This window comes from Streptomyces sp. NPDC091282 (genome assembly GCF_044757385.1).
Classification (GTDB): Bacteria; Actinomycetota; Actinomycetes; order Streptomycetales; family Streptomycetaceae; genus Streptomyces; species Streptomyces gramineus.
In genome coordinates this window covers 181046-198277 of the sequence record NZ_JBIVUX010000004.1, presented here as the reverse complement: position 1 = coordinate 198277, position 17232 = coordinate 181046, and the positions used below count along the sequence as shown (strand labels likewise).

Sequence of the window (17232 nt, the reverse complement as noted above, 5' to 3'; positions counted from 1 at the left end):
TCTAGGCATGGGGCCGGCTCCACCCGCGGCTGACCCACCGCTCGTCCTGGACCGCCAGTTGGGCGCCCTCCCTGTCATCGAAGGCACCGTGATGCTTCTGCGGGTCGAGCGACTCCCAGTGGAGCCACGCCGAAGCCGGTCGTGTGGGGACCCTGGGCTGTATCTGCATGAAGAACCGGACTCCCGAGGCGGCCGACCGATGGACCTGGCTGATCCTCGCCGTCCACGCCCAGCTCCGGCTCGCCCTGCCGTTGGCAGCCGATCTCCGCAGGAACACCCGCCCCCCTCCACGTCACGATGTCCACATAGGCCACAAAGCGGATGATGCGCAACCGAAGAAGGAGGCGTCAACAACCCCTCGCCCACGGCACACAGGCCACGCCGGTAGCGAGATACCGATCAAGCCGCTCTCGCGGACATCCGGTCGTCCCTTCGATTTCGAGGAGCACCCGTTCAGCCTGCTGCGGAACGCGAGTGCCGCGTGCGTGGCCCTTTCGCTCAAGATCCGGTCGAGCGCCTCGCGGTCTTGAGGGAACAACCTCTTCGGGGTTGTTGTAGGAACCCTCCATACTGATCCACTGGCCCGTGCGCCTCACACATGGCTCTCATCAAATCGGCGACGGGACGCGGACTTGGGGCCTCTGGCCTGGTCTTCCGTGCTCTCTGTGGACCCCACGTACAGGGGCGGTCATGTTATATACCCCACACGTCGAACTGACAGGGTTGTGCAAACTCTCCTTGGCCAGGAGCGGCCCCGTAGTACAGGATCGGCTCTCATGGACCTGCTGAACACGCTGGTGGACAAGGGGCTTCGGCGCGAGCTGCCGACCCGCGAGGAAGCGCTCGCCGTGCTGGCGACCTCCGACGACGACGTGCTCGATGTGGTGGCCGCGGCCGGCAAGGTGCGCCGCCACTGGTTCGGCCGGCGCGTGAAACTCAACTACCTGGTCAACCTCAAGTCCGGTCTGTGTCCTGAGGACTGCTCCTACTGCTCGCAGCGCCTCGGGTCCACGACCGGGATCCTCAAGTACAGCTGGCTCAAACCCGACGAGGCCTCCAAGGCGGCCGCGGCCGGCCTGGCCGGCGGCGCCAAGCGGGTCTGTCTGGTGGCGAGCGGACGCGGCCCGACGGACCGTGACGTCGACCGGGTGGCCGGCACCATCAAGGCGATCAAGGAGCAGAACGAGGGCGTCGAGGTGTGCGCCTGCCTCGGGCTCCTCTCCGACGGCCAGGCCGAGCGGCTGCGGGCGGCGGGCGCGGACGCCTACAACCACAACCTCAACACGTCCGAGGGGACGTACGGGGACATCACGACCACGCACACGTACGCCGATCGGGTGGACACGGTCACCAAGGCGCACGCGGCCGGTCTGTCGGCCTGCTCCGGCCTGATCGCGGGCATGGGCGAGAGCGACGCGGACCTGGTCGACGTGGTCTTCTCGCTGCGCGAGCTGGACCCGGACTCGGTGCCGGTCAACTTCCTGATCCCGGTCGAGGGCACCCCGCTGGCCAAGGAGTGGAACCTGACCCCGCAGCGGTGTCTGCGGATCCTGGCCATGGTGCGGTTCGTCTGCCCGGACGTCGAGGTGCGGATCGCGGGCGGCCGCGAGGTGCACCTGCGCACCATGCAGCCGCTGGCGCTGAACCTGGCCAACTCGATCTTCCTCGGCGACTACCTCACCACCGAGGGCCAGGCGGGCCGGGCGGACCTGGAGATGATCGCGGACGCCGGGTTCGTGGTCGAGGGCGCCGACGAGGTGACGCTGCCGCAGCACCGGGCCGACGTCGCGGCCGGGGGCTGCGGGTCGCACGCGGAGGCGGGCTGCGGTGCGTCGGCCGAGGCGGGCTGCGGGTCGCACGGGGAGGCCGGCCCGCTCGTGGAGGCCGCCGCGAGCGCCAATGAGCCGCGCACCGACCTGGTCGCCGTCCGCCGCCGGGGCGCCGGAACGGACCTCGCGCCCAATGCCTGACCTGAGCGTCCCCGAGCTGCTGGAGCTGGACCGGCGGCACGTCTGGCATCCGTACGGACCGATGCCGGGCCGGGCCGAACCGCTCGTCGTGGAGTCGGCGAGCGGGGTCCGGCTGCGGCTCGCGGACGGCTCGGGCGAGCTGGTCGACGGCATGTCGTCCTGGTGGTCGGCGATCCACGGCTACAACCACCCGGTGCTCAACGAGGCCGCGCGCGACCAGCTCGGCCGGATGAGCCACGTGATGTTCGGCGGGCTCACGCACGAGCCGGCGGTCCGCCTGTCGAAACTCCTTGTCGACTTGTCGCCGGACGGACTCGAACACGTCTTCCTCGCCGACTCCGGGTCGGTGTCGGTCGAGGTCGCGGTCAAGATGTGCCTGCAGTACTGGCGTTCCCTCGGCCGCCCCGGCAAGCAGCGCCTGCTGACCTGGCGCGGCGGCTACCACGGCGACACCTGGCAGCCGATGTCGGTGTGCGACCCCGAGGGCGGGATGCACGAACTCTGGTCCGGGCTGCTGCCCCGCCAGGTCTTCGCGGACGCGCCGCCGGCCGAGTTCGACGCCTCGTACGCCGACGGGCTGCGGTCGCTGATCGAGCGGCACGCGCACGAACTGGCCGCGGTCATCGTGGAACCGGTGGTGCAGGGCGCGGGCGGGATGCGGTTCCACTCCCCCGGGTACCTGCGGGTGCTCCGCGAGGCCTGCGACGCGCACGACGTGCTGCTGGTGTTCGACGAGATCGCGACCGGGTTCGGCCGCACGGGAGCGCTGTTCGCGGCGGACCATGCGGCCGTCACCCCGGACGTGATGTGCGTGGGCAAGGCGCTGACCGGCGGTTACCTGACCATGGCGGCGACCCTGTGCACGTCCCGGGTGGCCGACGGCATCTCGCGGGGCGAGGTGCCGGTGCTGGCCCACGGCCCGACGTTCATGGGCAACCCGCTGGCCGCCGCCGTGGCCTGTGCCTCGCTCGGGCTGCTGCTCGGCCAGGACTGGCAGGCGGAGGTCAAGCGGATCGAGACGGGACTGCGGGACGGCCTGGCGCCGGCCCGGGAGATCCCCGGCGTCCGGGACGTCCGGGTGCTCGGCGCCATCGGGGTCGTCCAGCTCGACCACGGGGTGGACATGGCCGCGGCCACCGCGGCCGCCGTCCGCGAGGGCGTATGGCTGCGGCCGTTCCGCGATCTGGTCTACACGATGCCGCCGTACGTCACGGGCGACGCGGACCTGGCACGGATCGCGCGCGCGGTGTGCGCCGCCGCGCAGGAGGGATGAACATGCCGATCCTGATCATCACCGGGACGGGCACCGAGGTCGGCAAGACGGTCACCACGGCCGCCGTCGCCGCCGCGGCGCTCGCGGCGGGCCGTTCGGTGGCGGTCCTGAAGGCCGCGCAGACCGGCGTACGACCGGGCGAACGCGGCGACGCCGACGAGGTCGCGCGGCTCGCGGGCCCGGTGACGACGGCCGAACTCGCCCGGTTCCCTGAGCCGTTGGCGCCCGGTACGGCGGCTCGGCGGGCCGGGATGGCGCCGGTGAGCCCGCACGAGGTGGCGGAGGCCGCGGTCAAGCTGGCCGCCGAGCACGAACTGGTGCTGGTCGAGGGGGCGGGCGGGCTGCTCGTGCGGTTCGACGCGGCGGGCGGCACGCTCGCGGACGCGGCCCGGCTGCTGAACGCGCCGGTGCTGGTGGTGGCGTCGGCCGGGCTCGGCACGCTCAACACCACCGAGCTGACGGCGCGTGAGCTGCGGGCGCGTGAGCTGGAGTTGCTGGGCGTGGTGATCGGCAGCTGGCCCGAGTCCCCGGATCTCGCGTCGCGGTGCAACGTCACCGACCTGCCGGAGGTCGCCGGGGCGCCGCTGCTGGGCGCGCTGCCCGCCGGGGCCGGAGCGCTGGCGCCTGCGGGCTTCCGTGCGGCGGCGCCGGGGTGGCTGTCGGCGCGGCTGGACGGGGGGTGGGACGCGGAGGCGTTCCGGGAGCGCGAGGCACGCTGAGCGCTGGCCGCGGGGACCTGTCGTCGGGCGTCGGTTGTCGGCCGGCCGCGGCGCCGTCGTGGCCGGGCGCGCAGTTCCCCGCGCCCCTTTGGGGGGCGTCATGGTGGCGGCCGCTGCGAGGCGGAGGCGTCTGTGTTGCCGCGTAGGGAGGTTGTCGGTCGGCCGCGGCGCCGTCGTGGCTGGGTGCGCCGTTCCCCGCGCCCCTTCGGGGGCGTCATGGTGGCGGCCGCTGCAAGGCGGAGGTCTCTCACAGGCTCCAGCCGCGCAGTTCCTCCGCGATGTCGGAGACGCTCGCCTCGCCGGACTTCACCAACCGGGCGAGGTCACGGACCTGTTCGGGCGAGGTGGCGATCTTGAGGCCGCTGGCGACCAGGTAGGCGTAGGCGACCGAGGACGCGAAGAGGGCGTTGGAGCGCTCCAGCGCCGGGATGTGGATGAGGAGTTGCAGCAGGGCGGCGGCGCGGGCCTGCGGGGTGTCGTAGACGGGGACGTCGAATATCTCGGCCCGGTGCCTGGCGACGGCGGCGATCAGCGCACCCCAGTCGGTGACCTGGGGGTCCCCCGGGGTCTTCTGTTCGGCGAGCATGAGGAGCCAGGCGAGGTCGATGGTCAGGTCGCTCAAGGGATCAGTGACGGCCTTCGGTCTTGTCCGACGGTTCGGGGCCCTGCGCTTCGCCGAACTCCTCGGCGAAGACGGACTCGTACTGCTTCATGAAGTCGGCGGCGGCCTCGACGAACGTGCGGCCCGCCTCACCTGTGTCCTGCATGACCAGTTCCTCTATGTAGCGGTTGACGCTCATGCCGCGCGCCAGGGCGCGTTCACGGGCCGCTCTGGCGGTGCCCTCGTCCACGCGCACGTTCAGCTGGGTCTTCGCCATACCTCGACGCTAGCGCGGTCGCGCTAGCGTCGGCAAGCGCGCATCGGAATCGAAAAGTAATACCGCCTGTGCGCGGGGTCACACTACGCTCGACGCCGACGCAGAGCCCGCGCGAGCGAGGAGGCAGTCTTGGCCACACCTGCTGCTCAGGCACCGGCCGACGGGGGGACAGCAGCCCGGGCCCGGGGACTGACCAAGGCGTACGGGTCGGGTGAGACGGCCGTGCTCGCGCTGGACTCGGTGGACGTGGACATCGCACGCGGCCGGTTCACCGCGGTCATGGGCCCCTCGGGTTCCGGCAAGTCCACGCTGATGCACTGTCTGGCCGGTCTGGACACGGTGTCGGCCGGCCAGGTCTGGCTCGGCGGCACCGAGATAACGGGGCTGCGGGAGCGCGAGCTGACGCGGCTGCGCCGGGACCGGATCGGCTTCATGTTCCAGTCGTTCAACCTGATCCCGACGCTGAACGCGGCCGAGAACATCACCCTGCCCATGGACATCGCGGGCCGGGCACCCGACGCGAAGTGGCTCGACCAGGTCATCGACACGCTGGGGCTGCGGGACCGGCTCAAGCACCGGCCCGCGCAGCTGTCCGGCGGGCAGCAGCAGCGGGTGGCCTGCGCGCGGGCCCTGGCCTCCCGGCCGGAACTGATCTTCGCCGACGAGCCCACCGGCAACCTGGACTCGCGGGCCGGCCTGGAGGTGCTGGGCTTCCTGCGGGAGGCGGTCGACCGGCTCGGCCAGACGGTCGTCATGGTGACCCACGACCCGGGCGCCGCCGCCCGCTCCGACCTGGTGCTCTTCCTCGCGGACGGCCGGATGGTGGACCGGATGCAGGGGCCGACGGCGGACGCGGTGCTGGAACGCATGCGCCGCTTCCCCGGCGGCGGTCCCCAGGCCCCGGGTCCCGACGAGGACGGCGGGTCCGCGGGACCCGAGGAGGACTGACCCGGTGCTCAGGGCAACCCTGCGGAGCTTCCTGGCCCACAAGGGACGGCTGCTGCTGTCCGCGCTGGCCATCGTCCTGTCCGTGGCGTTCGTCGCGGGCAGCCTGATCTTCTCCGACACCGTCACCCGCACCTTCGACCGGCTCTTCGCCTCCACCTCCGCCGACGTGACGGTGGAGCCGAAGGAGGACCTCAAGTCGTCGGTGCCGACCGGCGCCGTACAGACCGTGCCGGCCGCGCTCCGGGACGCGGTCGCGAAGGTCGACGGGGTCGCGGGCAGCCACGCGGACGTGTCCGTTCAGAACATCGTGGTCGTCGACCGCCACAACAAGTCGGTCGGCCCGACCACCGGCGCCCCGACCATCGCCACCGACTGGTACCTCACCCACCGCAGTCCCGTGAAGCTCACCTCGGGACACGCCCCGCACGGCGCCGGCCAGGCACTGCTCGACGCGGACACCGCGGGCAAGAAGCACGTGCGGATCGGCGACACGCTCACCGTGCAGGCCCAGCCCGGCACCTTCCAGGTCGAGATCGTCGGCATCGCCACCTTCACCACCACCAACCCGGGCGCGGCCCTGGTCTTCCTGGACCCGGCGGTGGCCGCGAAGGAACTCCTCGGCTCCGCCGGCCGGGCCACCGGCATCTCGGTGGACGCGGCGCCGGGCGTCACGGACGCCGTGCTGAAGCGGCGGATCGGCGCGGCGATCGGCACCGGGACGTACGACCTGAAGACCGCCGACGAGCAGGCGAAGTCCTCCGCCGCGGCTCTCGGCGGCTTCCTCGACGTCATCAAGTACGTGATGCTCGGGTTCGCCGGCATCGCCACGCTCGTGGGCGTGTTCCTGATCGTGAACACCTTCTCGATGCTGATCGCCCAGCGCACCCGCGAACTGGGCCTGTTGCGGGCGCTGGGGGCCGACCGCCGTCAGGTGCGGCGGTCCGTGCTCACCGAGGCGGTGCTGCTCGGGCTGGTCGGTTCGACGCTCGGGCTGGGCGCCGGCATCGGGCTGGCGCTCGGGCTGATCAAGCTGATGAGCGCGTTCGGGATGAACCTGAGGACCACCGAGATGGTGGTCGGCTGGGGCACGCCCGTCGCCGCGTACGTCGTGGGCGTCGGGGTCACCTTCGTCGCCGCCTATCTGCCCGCCCGGCGCGCGGCCACGGTGTCGCCGATGGCGGCGCTCGCGGACGCCGAGATCGCCGGAGTGGGCAGGCCGCTGCGGACGCGGGCGATCGTGGGCGCGGTCGTCGGGGCGCTCGGCGCGGCGGCCCTCGCGGGCTGTGCGGCGGCGACCAAGACCGCCTCGGCCGCCTCGTTCCTCGGGCTCGGCGTGGTCCTGACGCTGCTCGCGACGGTCGTCGCCGGTCCGCTGCTGGTGCGCCCGGTGATCCGCGTGCTGGGCGGGGCCTTCCCGGCGGTCTTCGGCCCGGTCGGCCGGATGAGCCAGCGCAACGCCCTGCGCAACCCGCGCCGGACCGGCGCCACCGCCGCCGCGCTGATGGTCGGACTGGCCCTGGTCGGCGGGATGTCGGTGGCCAGCGCCTCCATGTCCAAGTCCTTCGACCAGCAGATCGACAAGACGCTGGGCGCCGACTTCATCGTCCAGAACGGCAACTTCGCGCCGTTCACCCAGCAGATCACCGACAAGGTGCGCGGCACGGACGGCGTCGGGCTCGTCGTACGGCAGCGGTTCGCGCCGGTGGCGGTGCGGCTGCCGGACGGCAAGCGGGTCACCACGACCGCCGCCGGGTACGACCCGCAGGTCGACGAGGTCGCCCACGTCGCCTACCAGGGCGGCGGTACGGCGGCCGCGCTGGCCGACGGCGGCATCGGCATGGACGCGACCTTCGCCGCGGACCACGGGGTGCGCCTCGGCAGCGTGCTCCCGGTCGAGTTCCAGGGCGGCAAGCGGGCCGAGATGACGGTGGGCGCCCTCACCGACCAGGACAGCGGCAGCGGATTCGGCACCCAGGGCGGGCTGTTCTTCGGCATCGCCACCGTGCAGAAGTACGTCCCGGGCGGCCAGGACTCCTCGCTGTACGTCAACCACGCGCCGGGCACGAGCGTGGACCGGCTCCGCGCGAACCTGGAGAAGACCCTCGCGCCGTTCCCGCAGGTGCAGGTCCGCGACCAGGCCGACTACAAGAAGCTGGTCCACGACCAGATCGCGGTGCTGCTGTACCTCGTGTACGCGCTGCTGGGCCTCGCGATCGTGATCGCGGTGCTCGGCGTGGTCAACACCCTTGCCCTGTCGGTCGTGGAGCGCACCCGGGAGATCGGGCTGCTGCGCGCGATCGGGCTGGGACGGCGGCAGTTGCGCCGGATGATCCGGCTGGAGTCCGTGGTGATCGCGGTGTTCGGCGCGGTGCTGGGGCTCGCGCTCGGCCTGGTGTGGGGCGTGTGCACCCAGCAGGTGCTGGCGTTGCAGGGCATGAAGGCGCTGGCGGTCCCGTGGGGCACGATCGTCGCGGTGGTGATCGGCTCGGCGCTGGTGGGCATCGTGGCGGCGCTGCTGCCGGCGCTGCGCGCCTCGCGCATGAACGTGCTCGCCGCCATCGCGCACGAGTGACCGGGCCGACCGCCACCGAGGAGAGTCCATGCCGCGTCCGTTCCGCTTCGGCGTCAGCCTGCTCACGTCCGCGTCGGCCGCCGAGTGGCGGGCGAAATGCCGGCGCGCGGAGGACCTCGGCTACGACGTGCTGCTCGTCCCCGACCACCTGGGGATGCCGGCGCCCTTCCCGGCGCTGGTCGCGGCGGCCGCGGCCACCGAACGGCCGCGTCTTGGCACCTTCGTCCTCAACGCGGGGTTCTGGAACCCGGTGCTGCTGGCCCGCGAGGTGGCAACGACCGCCGCGCTGACCGGCGGCCGTCTCGAACTCGGACTCGGCACCGGCTACGTGCGGGCGGAGCACGAACGGGCCGGGCTGCCGTTCGGTTCGCCGCGTGAACGGGTGGACCAGCTGCGGCGCACGGTCGAGGAGTTGCGGGCGTCGGACGGCTGCCGGGTGCCGCTGCTGATCGGCGGCGACGGCGACCGGATGCTGCGGCTGGCCGCCGAGCACGCGGACATCGTGGCGTTCGCCGGAGCACGTCTGACACCGGGCAGCACGGTCGGCCGGCTGGAGCCGGCCACGGCGCGGGACCTCGACGAGCGGGTCGCCCGCTACGCCCGGTCGGCGGCGGACCGCACCGAAGCCGCCGAGCGGAACCTGCTGATCCAGACGGTCGCGGTCACCGACGACCCGCGGTCGGCGCTCGGCCCGCTCCTTGCCCGGCGGCCCGAACTGACACTGGCCCGGGCCCTCGCGCTGCCCACGGTCCTCGTCGGCACCCTGGAAAAGGTCACCGGCCGGGTACGGGGGCTGCGCGAGCGGTACGGGATCTCGTACCTGACCGTGCTGGAGCCGTGCCTGGAGGCCTTCGCGCCGGTGCGGGCGCGGCTCGCCGACGACGGCTGACGATCCGTCACGAACGTTGTCCGGCCAGGTTCCGTACTCCGCAACAGGCCCATGGGTAACCTCAGTTGCGGCCACCGCTCGCCCGTTCCCGAGGCGCGGGTCCGCCGCACCGTCCACCTCCCACACCGCACCGAGGTACCCCATGCCGAACTCCCCCTCCGCCCACCGCACGGGCGCCCGCCGCCGGAGCAGACCGGTCGCTCCGCTGCTCCGGCGTGCCGCCGTCGTCGCGGTGACCGCACCCGTCGCCGGGACGGTCCTCTTCGCCACGTCCGCGTTCGCCGCGCCCGCCGTGCTCGACCCCGCCGAGCAGACGATCGCGGACCACCTCGACACCCGCGTCCAGGACACCCGCCTGGGCGGCACGCTGAGCGGTGTCGTGATCGACGCCGGGACCGGGACGGCCGTCTGGGGGCATGACGCGACGACGGCGCTGATGCCCGCGTCCAACGCCAAGCTGGCCACCTCGACCGCCGCGCTGACGGTCCTCGGCCCCGACCACCGCTTCACCACGCAGGTCCGCTACGGCAACGGCACGGTGACCCTGGTCGGCGGCGGGGACCGCACCCTGACCTCCGCCGACCTCGACGCGCTGGCCAAGACGGTCGTCACGAGCCTGAAGAGCGCGCACGTGACCTCGGTGAAGGTGCGGGTCGACGACAGCCTCTTCCCGGCGCCCACGCTCGCCGTCGGCTGGAACGACGGCTACTACCCCGACTCCGTCGCCCCGGTACGGGCGCTGGTGGTCGACGGCCACCAGGTCACGGACACGTCCCTGGACGCCGGTCAGGTCTTCGCGAAGCTCCTCGCCCAGCGCGGTGTCACCGTCAGCGGGAGCGTCGCCCGCGGCACCGCGGGCACCGGAGCCGCCACGCTGGCCCAGCACCGGTCCGGCGCGCTGTCGGCCATCGTCGAGCACATGCTCAAGGTGAGCGACAACGACATCGCGGAAACCCTGCTGCGCGCCACCGCGCTCGCCGCGGGCCGCCCGGCCACCTTCGAGGACGGCACGGCGGTGGTGCGCCAGATCCTCGCCCAGTACGGCGTGTCGCCGGCCGGGCTGGAGATCCACGACGGCAGCGGCCTGTCCCGCGCAGACCGCATCCCCGCGCAGACCATCGCCGACATCCTCGACGTGGCCGACACCCCCGCCAACGGCCCGACCCTGAAGTACATCGTGGACGGGCTGCCCGTGGCGGGCGAGGCGGGCGCGACGCTGGGGCCCGAGTGGGGCCGGTTCGACACCGCCGACTCCCAGTGCGCCGTAGGCAAGGTGAGCGCCAAGACGGGCACCCTGACGGGCGCGATCGCGCTGAGCGGACTGACGAAGGCCGCGGACGGACGGTGGAAGATCTTCTCCTTCATCGAGAACGGCTCCCCCGCCGACCCGGCCGCCACCAAGGACGCCCTGGACGGCCTCGCCGCCACGGTCAACGGCTGCTGGGCGTAGCGCACCCGAGTCCGGCCCATGGGCCCGCGTGGTCCATGGGCCCGCGTGGTCCATGGGCCCGCGTGGTCCATGGGCCCGCGTGGTCCACAGAGTGGGAAAGTCGTTCGCCAGACGCGGGGCCCGCTGCTTGGCTCCTGCCATGAGCGATCTCCGTATCCGCCGCGCATCCTTCTCCGACATCGACGCCGTGCTGCGGTTCTGGCGCGAGGCCGCGGAAGGCACGAGCATCAGCGACGACCACGACGGGGTGGCCGCTCTCATCGCCCGCGACCCCGAAGCCCTGCTCCTCGCCACGCGGGACGGCGTGCTCGCGGGGACCGTCATCGCGGGCTTCGACGGCTGGCGCTGCTCCGCCTACCGGCTCGCCGTGCATCCGGACCACCGCAGGCGGGGTGTCGCCACGGCCCTGCTGCGGGCCGCCGAGGAGCGCTTCGCCGCCCTGGGCGGGCGACGCGTCGACGCCATGGTCCTGGAGGCCAACGAACAGGCCCATCACACCTGGGCCGCCACCGGCTACCACCGCGAGGACCACTGGCGGCGCTGGGTCAAGCCGCTGTAGGAGATCTTTACGAGCACCCTACTTTGCCTGTCCTTTACTATTGAGGAGTCCTTCCGCTCCTCGATGAAAGGTGTGTGAGCGTCCGCCCATGGGCGAGCCTCCCAGTCCTCTTTCCCCGCGATGCCGCGCGGTCCCGTCCGCCCTGTCCGATCATGGGACGGAGGTGACCCGATGACCGAAGTGCTCCTCCTGCTGGTGGCGATCCTGCTCTCGCTCGCCTGCGGTGCCTTCGTCGCCGCCGAGTTCTCGCTGACCACGGTCGGCCGCGGCGAACTGGAGCGTGCCGCGGCCCGCGGCGAGCGCGGCGCGGCGGGCGCCCTGAAGGCCGTCCGGCAGCTGACGTTCCAGCTCTCCGGCGCACAGCTCGGCATCACGGTCACCAACCTGGTGGTCGGCATGCTCGCCGAGCCGTCCATCGCCAAGCTGCTGGCCGGTCCGCTGGAGGCGGTGGGCATCGGGCGGTCGGCGGCGAGTTCGCTCGCGCTGGTGATCGGCACCGCGCTGTCCACGGTGTTCCTGATGGTCGTCGGCGAGCTGGTGCCCAAGAACTGGGCGATCTCCTCGCCGCTGCCCGTGGCCAAACGGGTGGGCAACGCCCAGCGCTGGTTCAGCGCGGCCTTCCGCCCGTTCATCACGCACCTGAACAACACCGCGAACCGGGTGGTGCGGCGCTTCGGCGTGGAGCCCGCCGAGGAGCTGGCCTCCGCGCGCGGCCCCCAGGAGCTGGCCGCGCTGGCCCGGCACTCCGCCAAGGAGGGCTCGCTGGAGGCGGACACCGCCGAGCTGTTCGTGCGCACCCTGAACCTCGCCGATCTCACCGCGGAGAACGTGATGACCCCCCGCGTCCAGGTAGTCGCCCTGGAGGTCCGGGCCACCTGCGAGGACGTCGCGAACGCCACCCGGGCCACCGGGCTGTCCCGCTTCCCGGTCTACCGGGAGAGCCTGGACTCGGTCGTGGGCACCGCCCACATCAAGGACATCGTGGCCCTGCCGGCGGCGGAGCGCTCCCGGGTGCGGGTCGCCCAGGTGATGCGCGAGCCCCTGCTGGTCCCCGAGTCCCTCACCGTCGACCGCCTCCTGGACCGCCTCGGCGGGCGGCGCACCATGGCCGTCGTCATCGACGAGTACGGCGGTACGGCCGGGGTCGCCACCCTGGAGGACATCGTCGAAGAGGTCGTCGGCGAGGTCCGCGACGAGCACGACCCCCACGAAACGCCCGACCTTGCCCCCGCGGGCGCCGACGACCAGGGCCGCGCGCTCTACTCGGCGGACGGCGCGGCCCGGATGGACCAGCTCGCGCGCGTCGGACTGAGGGTGCCCGACGGACCGTACGAGACGCTGGCCGGTCTGGTCGCCGCCGAGCTGGGGCGGATACCCGAGACCGGGGACGGGGTCGAGGTCGCCGGGTGGCGGCTGGACGTGGTGGACGCGTCGGGGCGGCGGGCGGCCCGGGTGCTGCTGCACGCGCCGCCCGCCACGGAACAGGAGCAGGAGGGGCACCGGTGACCGTCGTACAACTGCTGATCGGGTTCGCGACGCTGGTCGTCAACGCCTTCTTCGTGGGCGCCGAGTTCGCGCTGATCTCCGTGCGCCGTTCGCAGATCGAGCCGTACGCCGAGGCGGGCGACCGGCGGGCCAGGAGCGTGCTGTGGGGTCTTGAGCACGTGTCGGCGCTGCTGGCCGCCGCCCAGCTCGGCATCACCCTGTGCACCCTGGTGCTGGGCGTGGTGGCCGAGCCAGCCATCGCGCATCTGCTGGAGCCGGTGTTCCACGCGGTCGGCGTGCCCACGAGCGCGGGCCATGTGGTGTCGTTCGTGATCGCGCTGACGCTGGCGACCTACCTGCACATGCTGCTCGGCGAGATGGTGCCGAAGAACGTGGCGCTCGCCGAGCCGGTGCGCAGCGCGCTGCTGCTCGGGCCGCCGCTGGTCGCGCTCTCCCGGGCGCTGCGTCCGGTGATCTTCACGATCAACGCGTTCGCCAACACGCTGCTCAGGCTGCTCCGCGTGGAGACCAAGGACGAGGTCTCGGCGACCTTCACGGACGCCGAGCTGGCCGAGATCGTCAAGGACGCCAGCGAGGCCGGTCTGATCGACGACCGGGCTCAGGAGCGGCTGCACGACGCCCTGGAGCTGGGGAGGCGGCCGGTGCGGGACGTGGTGGTCCCGCTGGAACGTGTCGTCTACGCGCGCGTGGGCGTCACCCCCGAGGAGCTGGAGCGGCTGTCGGCGGAGTCGGGGTTCTCCCGGTTCCCGGTGGTGGACGAGGGGCGGCGGATCGTCGGCTACCTGCACGTCAAGGACGCGCTGGACGCCTCTCCGCGGGACGAGGCGTTCCGGCTGCGGGACATGCGGCCCATCGCGCGGGTCCGCGAGGACACCCCGCTGGACGACGTGCTGACCGCGATGCGCGGCAGCCGCACCCATCTGGCGGGCGTCCTCGGCGACGACGGACGGATGGCCGGGCTGGTGACGATGGAGGACGTGCTGCGGGAGCTGTTCGGGCAGCACGCCTAGGCCGCGGACCCGGCTCCGGGCCGGGTCCGCCCCCGAGGGGAGTGACCGACCGGCGGGTATGCGCCTCGGGATACCATTTCCGTCGCCATGCAGAAGAACCCTGTGCTTCCCGCACACTCCAGTCTGGTCGCGATCGGCGACTCGTTCACCGAGGGCATGTCCGACCTGAAGGCCGACGGCTCCTACCGGGGCTGGGCCGACGTCCTCGCCGGACGGATGGCCGCCCACTCCCCCGGCTTCCAGTACGCGAACCTCGCGGTGCGCGGGAAGCTGATCGGGCAGATCGTCGAGGAGCAGGTGGACGTGGCGGCCGCGATGCGGCCCGACGTGATCACGCTGGTCGGCGGCCTCAACGACACCCTGCGCCCCAAGTGCGACATGGACCGGGTCCGGGACCTGCTGACGCAGGCCGTGGAACGGCTGGCGCCGGCCTGCGGACAGCTGGTGCTGATGCGCAGCCCCGGCCGCCAGGGCCCGGTCCTGGACCGGTTCCGGCCGCGGATGGAGGAGCTGTTCGCCTGCATCGACGCACTGGCCGAGCGGCACGGCGCCCTCGTCGTCGACCTGTACGGCGCCCCCTCGCTGGCCGACCCGCGGATGTGGGACGTGGACCGGCTGCACCTGACGGCCGAGGGGCACCGCCGGGTGGCCGAGGCGGTCTGGCAGGGCCTCGGCTACGAGCCCGAGGACACCGAGTGGCGCACGCCGATGCCGCTCACCCCGCCGCCCGGCTGGACCGCGCGCCGGGTCGCGGACGTCCGGTTCACCCGGCAGCACCTGCTGCCGTGGATAGGACGCCGGCTGACCGGCCGCTCCTCGGGCGACGGCCGCGCGCCGAAGCGGCCGGAGCTGCTGCCGTACGAGGCGTAGCGTCGGTCCTGTGCCCACACGCGTGATCAATGTCAGGGGCCGGATCCACGAGTTCGGCCCCCGGCTGGAACACGCCCCGGCGGACCTCGTGTACGTCGGCCGCCGGTGGACCCTGGGCGGCTGGGACCTGCCCCGTCACCCGCTGGCCAATCCCTTCGCCTACGACACCCCGAAGAAGAGACGGGACGGCACCCGGGCCGAGGTCATGGCGATGTACCGGGCATACCTGCTGGAGCGCCCCGAACTGCTGGAACAGGTCGCACAGCTGCGCGGGAAGACCCTGGCCTGCTGGTGCGCGCCCGAGCTGTGCCACGCGCACGTCCTGGCGGAGCTGGCCGACCTGCCGCAGCCCTGACCCGGCTCTCGTAGCTTCGCACGAGCGGACCTGCTGCGCTGGCCTGCACGAATCGCCAGTAGAATCCGTACACGTGACTTCTGCCGCTCCCGCCAAGCCCCGCATCCCGAACGTCCTCGCCGGACGTTACGCCTCCGCCCAGCTCGCCACGCTCTGGTCGCCCGAGCAGAAGGTGAAGCTGGAGCGGCAGCTCTGGCTCGCCGTGCTGCGGGCCCAGAAGGACCTCGGGATCGAGGTGCCGGACGCGGCGATCGCCGACTACGAGCGGGTCCTGGACACCGTCGACCTGGCCTCCGTCGCCGAGCGCGAGAAGGTCACGCGGCACGACGTGAAGGCGCGGATCGAGGAGTTCAACGACCTCGCCGGGCACGAGCACGTCCACAAGGGCATGACCTCCCGCGACCTGACCGAGAACGTCGAGCAGCTGCAGATCCGGCTCTCGCTGGAGCTGGTGCGCGACCGTACGGTGGCGGTCCTGGCGCGGCTGGGCAGGCTGGCCGGCGAGCACGCGGAGCTGGTCATGGCCGGACGCTCGCACAACGTGGCCGCGCAGGCCACCACCCTCGGCAAGCGGTTCGCGACCGCCGCCGACGAGCTGCTGGTGGCGTACGGCCGCGTCGAGGAACTGCTGGCCCGCTACCCGCTGCGCGGCATCAAGGGCCCGGTCGGCACCGCCCAGGACATGCTGGACCTGCTGGGCGGTGACGCGGCGAAGCTGGCCGAGCTGGAGGACCGGATCGCCGGGCACCTGGGCTTCTCGCAGGCGTTCACGTCGGTCGGCCAGGTCTACCCGCGCTCGCTGGACTACGAGGTCGTGACCGCGCTGGTGCAGCTGGCGGCGGCGCCGTCGTCGCTGGCCAAGACGATCCGGCTGATGGCCGGGCACGAGCTGGTCACCGAGGGCTTCAAGCCGGGCCAGGTCGGCTCCTCGGCGATGCCTCACAAGATGAACACGCGGTCCTGCGAGCGCGTCAACGGCCTGATGGTCATCCTGCGCGGCTACGCCTCGATGACCGGCGAGCTGGCGGGCGACCAGTGGAACGAGGGCGACGTGTCCTGCTCGGTGGTGCGCCGGGTGGCCCTGCCCGACGCGTTCTTCGCGCTCGACGGCCTGCTGGAGACGTTCCTGACAGTCCTCGACGAGTTCGGTGCCTTCCCCGCCGTCGTGGCGCGCGAACTGGACCGCTACCTCCCCTTCCTCGCCACCACGAAGGTGCTGATGGGCGCGGTGCGGGCGGGCGTCGGCCGGGAGGTCGCGCACGAGGCGATCAAGGAGAACGCCGTCGCCACCGCCCTGGCGATGCGTGAGCAGGGCGCCGAACGCAACGACCTGCTCGACAAGCTGGCCGCCGACGAGCGGCTGCCGCTCGACCGCGCGCAGCTCGCGGACCTGATGGCCGACAAGCTCTCCTTCACGGGTGCGGCCGCCGACCAGGTCGCGGTCGTCGTCGGCCGGATCGAGGAGATCCTCAAGCAGCACCCCGAGGCCGCCGCCTACGCCCCCGGGGCGATCCTCTGACCCGCTTCTCGGCGGCGGAACTGGAGGCCGCCCGCGACCGTCTCGTACCGGACGTGATCGCGGACGGCCTGCACGTCCTGTTCTGCGGCATCAACCCCGGCCTGATGACGGCGGCCACGGGCCACCACTTCGCCCGTCCCGGCAACCGCTTCTGGCCGGTGCTGCACCTGTCCGGGTTCACCCCGAGGCTGCTCAGGCCCGCGGAGCAGGGCGAGCTGCTGTCGTACGGGCTCGGCATCACGAACGTGGTGGCGCGGGCCACCGCGCGCGCCGACGAGCTGACGGCCGCGGAGTACACCGAGGGCGGCCGGCTGCTGACGGCGAAGGTGACGCGGACCCGGCCGCGGTGGCTGGCGGTGGTGGGCGTCACCGCCTACCGGGCCGCGTTCGGCGACCGCACGGCCCGGGTGGGGCCGCAGGAGCGGCTGATCGGGGACACCAGGGTGTGGGTGCTGCCCAACCCCAGCGGCCTCAACGCGCACTGGACGGCGGCGACGATGGCGGAGGAGTTCGGGCGGCTGCGCGAGGCCGCGGAGCACCGGCCCGGGGACTGACCTCCGGCCTCCGCCGGGCCGCCGGGCGCCCCCGCGACGTGTCTTCTCCCCCGGCCCGCGTCCCCCTCCTCCGGGCCGCACGAACCGCACCCCGCCGGTGATCACGGGGCACGGGTCCCGGTCGGTCGTGCGCCGCCGATCGCACATCCTCCGCAGATCG

The 17232-nt window shown here is 72.7% G+C and carries 16 protein-coding genes and 1 pseudogene; 15 read left to right on the top strand and 2 right to left on the bottom strand.

Annotated features, from left to right (window positions below):
* Window positions 1–5 precede the first annotated feature (5 nt).
* The 4 genes and pseudogenes from ACIQOE_RS19910 to bioD form a co-directional block, all read left to right on the top strand.
* Window positions 6–377, top strand: a pseudogene (locus ACIQOE_RS19910) (transposase); the annotation flags it as partial.
* Between the two features lie 399 nt (window positions 378–776).
* The gene (bioB, locus tag ACIQOE_RS19905) at window positions 777–1970 is read left to right on the top strand and encodes a biotin synthase BioB (protein ID WP_401412691.1); all 1194 of its coding nucleotides are present in this window, start codon (window positions 777–779) and stop codon (window positions 1968–1970) included.
* Window positions 1963–3243: an adenosylmethionine--8-amino-7-oxononanoate transaminase gene (locus tag ACIQOE_RS19900; protein ID WP_401412689.1), complete on the top strand. Its 1281-nt coding sequence runs from the start codon at window positions 1963–1965 to the stop codon at window positions 3241–3243. The genes bioB and ACIQOE_RS19900 overlap by 8 nt, the downstream gene beginning before the upstream one ends.
* Before the next feature lie 2 nt (window positions 3244–3245).
* Window positions 3246–3962 (top strand): dethiobiotin synthase, encoded by a 717-nt coding sequence (gene bioD, locus ACIQOE_RS19895; RefSeq protein WP_401412687.1) that lies wholly within the window; start codon window positions 3246–3248, stop codon window positions 3960–3962.
* A 247-nt stretch (window positions 3963–4209) separates the two neighbouring features.
* On the opposite strand, the gene ACIQOE_RS19890 is transcribed toward bioD, so the two are convergent.
* Together ACIQOE_RS19890 and ACIQOE_RS19885 are read right to left on the bottom strand one after the other, a co-directional pair.
* Complete coding sequence (locus tag ACIQOE_RS19890; protein ID WP_351326581.1) at window positions 4210–4584, bottom strand: fic family toxin-antitoxin system, toxin component; 375 nt, start codon at window positions 4582–4584, stop codon at window positions 4210–4212.
* Window positions 4585–4588: 4 nt separating this feature from the next.
* The gene (locus ACIQOE_RS19885; RefSeq protein ID WP_351326583.1) at window positions 4589–4840 is read right to left on the bottom strand and encodes a toxin-antitoxin system HicB family antitoxin; all 252 of its coding nucleotides are present in this window, start codon (window positions 4838–4840) and stop codon (window positions 4589–4591) included.
* 129 nt (window positions 4841–4969) lie between these two features.
* Between ACIQOE_RS19885 and ACIQOE_RS19880 the strand changes: the two genes are divergently transcribed.
* The 11 genes from ACIQOE_RS19880 to mug all read left to right on the top strand — a co-directional run bounded on the left by ACIQOE_RS19880 (window position 4970) and on the right by mug (window position 17072).
* Window positions 4970–5788, top strand: coding sequence for an ABC transporter ATP-binding protein (locus tag ACIQOE_RS19880; protein WP_399009691.1), 819 nt, complete (start codon window positions 4970–4972; stop codon window positions 5786–5788).
* Between the two features lie 4 nt (window positions 5789–5792).
* Window positions 5793–8360 (top strand): ABC transporter permease, encoded by a 2568-nt coding sequence (locus ACIQOE_RS19875; protein WP_401412684.1) that lies wholly within the window; start codon window positions 5793–5795, stop codon window positions 8358–8360.
* A gap of 28 nt (window positions 8361–8388) precedes the next feature.
* A complete protein-coding gene (locus ACIQOE_RS19870; protein WP_401412682.1) occupies window positions 8389–9249 on the top strand; it encodes a TIGR03621 family F420-dependent LLM class oxidoreductase in 861 nt (286 codons plus the stop codon).
* Between the two features lie 142 nt (window positions 9250–9391).
* Window positions 9392–10699 (top strand): D-alanyl-D-alanine carboxypeptidase/D-alanyl-D-alanine-endopeptidase, encoded by a 1308-nt coding sequence (gene dacB, locus ACIQOE_RS19865; RefSeq protein ID WP_401412680.1) that lies wholly within the window; start codon window positions 9392–9394, stop codon window positions 10697–10699.
* Window positions 10700–10838: 139 nt separating this feature from the next.
* Window positions 10839–11258 carry a GNAT family N-acetyltransferase gene (locus tag ACIQOE_RS19860; RefSeq protein WP_365553695.1) on the top strand — a complete coding sequence of 140 codons (420 nt, stop codon included), beginning with the start codon at window positions 10839–10841 and terminating at the stop codon, window positions 11256–11258.
* Between the two features lie 171 nt (window positions 11259–11429).
* Complete coding sequence (locus tag ACIQOE_RS19855; RefSeq protein ID WP_401412678.1) at window positions 11430–12764, top strand: hemolysin family protein; 1335 nt, start codon at window positions 11430–11432, stop codon at window positions 12762–12764.
* Window positions 12761–13774, top strand: coding sequence for a hemolysin family protein (locus ACIQOE_RS19850; protein ID WP_351326594.1), 1014 nt, complete (start codon window positions 12761–12763; stop codon window positions 13772–13774). Before ACIQOE_RS19855 ends, ACIQOE_RS19850 begins: the two co-directional genes overlap by 4 nt.
* 87 nt (window positions 13775–13861) lie before the next feature.
* Entirely contained in the window at window positions 13862–14644 is a 783-nt protein-coding gene (locus tag ACIQOE_RS19845) for an SGNH/GDSL hydrolase family protein (RefSeq protein ID WP_351326595.1), read from the top strand.
* Window positions 14645–14654: 10 nt separating this feature from the next.
* Window positions 14655–14999 (top strand): DUF4326 domain-containing protein, encoded by a 345-nt coding sequence (locus tag ACIQOE_RS19840; RefSeq protein ID WP_365553689.1) that lies wholly within the window; start codon window positions 14655–14657, stop codon window positions 14997–14999.
* 73 nt (window positions 15000–15072) lie between these two features.
* Window positions 15073–16518 (top strand): adenylosuccinate lyase, encoded by a 1446-nt coding sequence (purB, locus tag ACIQOE_RS19835; protein WP_401412675.1) that lies wholly within the window; start codon window positions 15073–15075, stop codon window positions 16516–16518.
* Complete coding sequence (gene mug, locus ACIQOE_RS19830) at window positions 16515–17072, top strand: G/U mismatch-specific DNA glycosylase (RefSeq protein ID WP_401413387.1); 558 nt, start codon at window positions 16515–16517, stop codon at window positions 17070–17072. Before purB ends, mug begins: the two co-directional genes overlap by 4 nt.
* The last annotated feature ends 160 nt before the right edge of the window (window positions 17073–17232 follow it).

Bases quoted from the DNA above. Each gene is read 5' to 3' on its own strand.
- bioB (WP_401412691.1), top strand. From the start codon at position 777: ATGGACCTGCTGAACACGCTGGTGGACAAGGGGCTTCGGCGCGAGCTG.
- ACIQOE_RS19900 (WP_401412689.1), top strand. From the start codon at position 1,963: ATGCCTGACCTGAGCGTCCCCGAGCTGCTGGAGCTGGACCGGCGGCAC.
- bioD (WP_401412687.1), top strand. From the start codon at position 3,246: ATGCCGATCCTGATCATCACCGGGACGGGCACCGAGGTCGGCAAGACG.
- ACIQOE_RS19885 (WP_351326583.1), bottom strand. From the start codon at position 4,840: ATGGCGAAGACCCAGCTGAACGTGCGCGTGGACGAGGGCACCGCCAGA.
- ACIQOE_RS19870 (WP_401412682.1), top strand. From the start codon at position 8,389: ATGCCGCGTCCGTTCCGCTTCGGCGTCAGCCTGCTCACGTCCGCGTCG.
- dacB (WP_401412680.1), top strand. From the start codon at position 9,392: ATGCCGAACTCCCCCTCCGCCCACCGCACGGGCGCCCGCCGCCGGAGC.
- ACIQOE_RS19860 (WP_365553695.1), top strand. From the start codon at position 10,839: ATGAGCGATCTCCGTATCCGCCGCGCATCCTTCTCCGACATCGACGCC.
- ACIQOE_RS19855 (WP_401412678.1), top strand. From the start codon at position 11,430: ATGACCGAAGTGCTCCTCCTGCTGGTGGCGATCCTGCTCTCGCTCGCC.
- ACIQOE_RS19845 (WP_351326595.1), top strand. From the start codon at position 13,862: ATGCAGAAGAACCCTGTGCTTCCCGCACACTCCAGTCTGGTCGCGATC.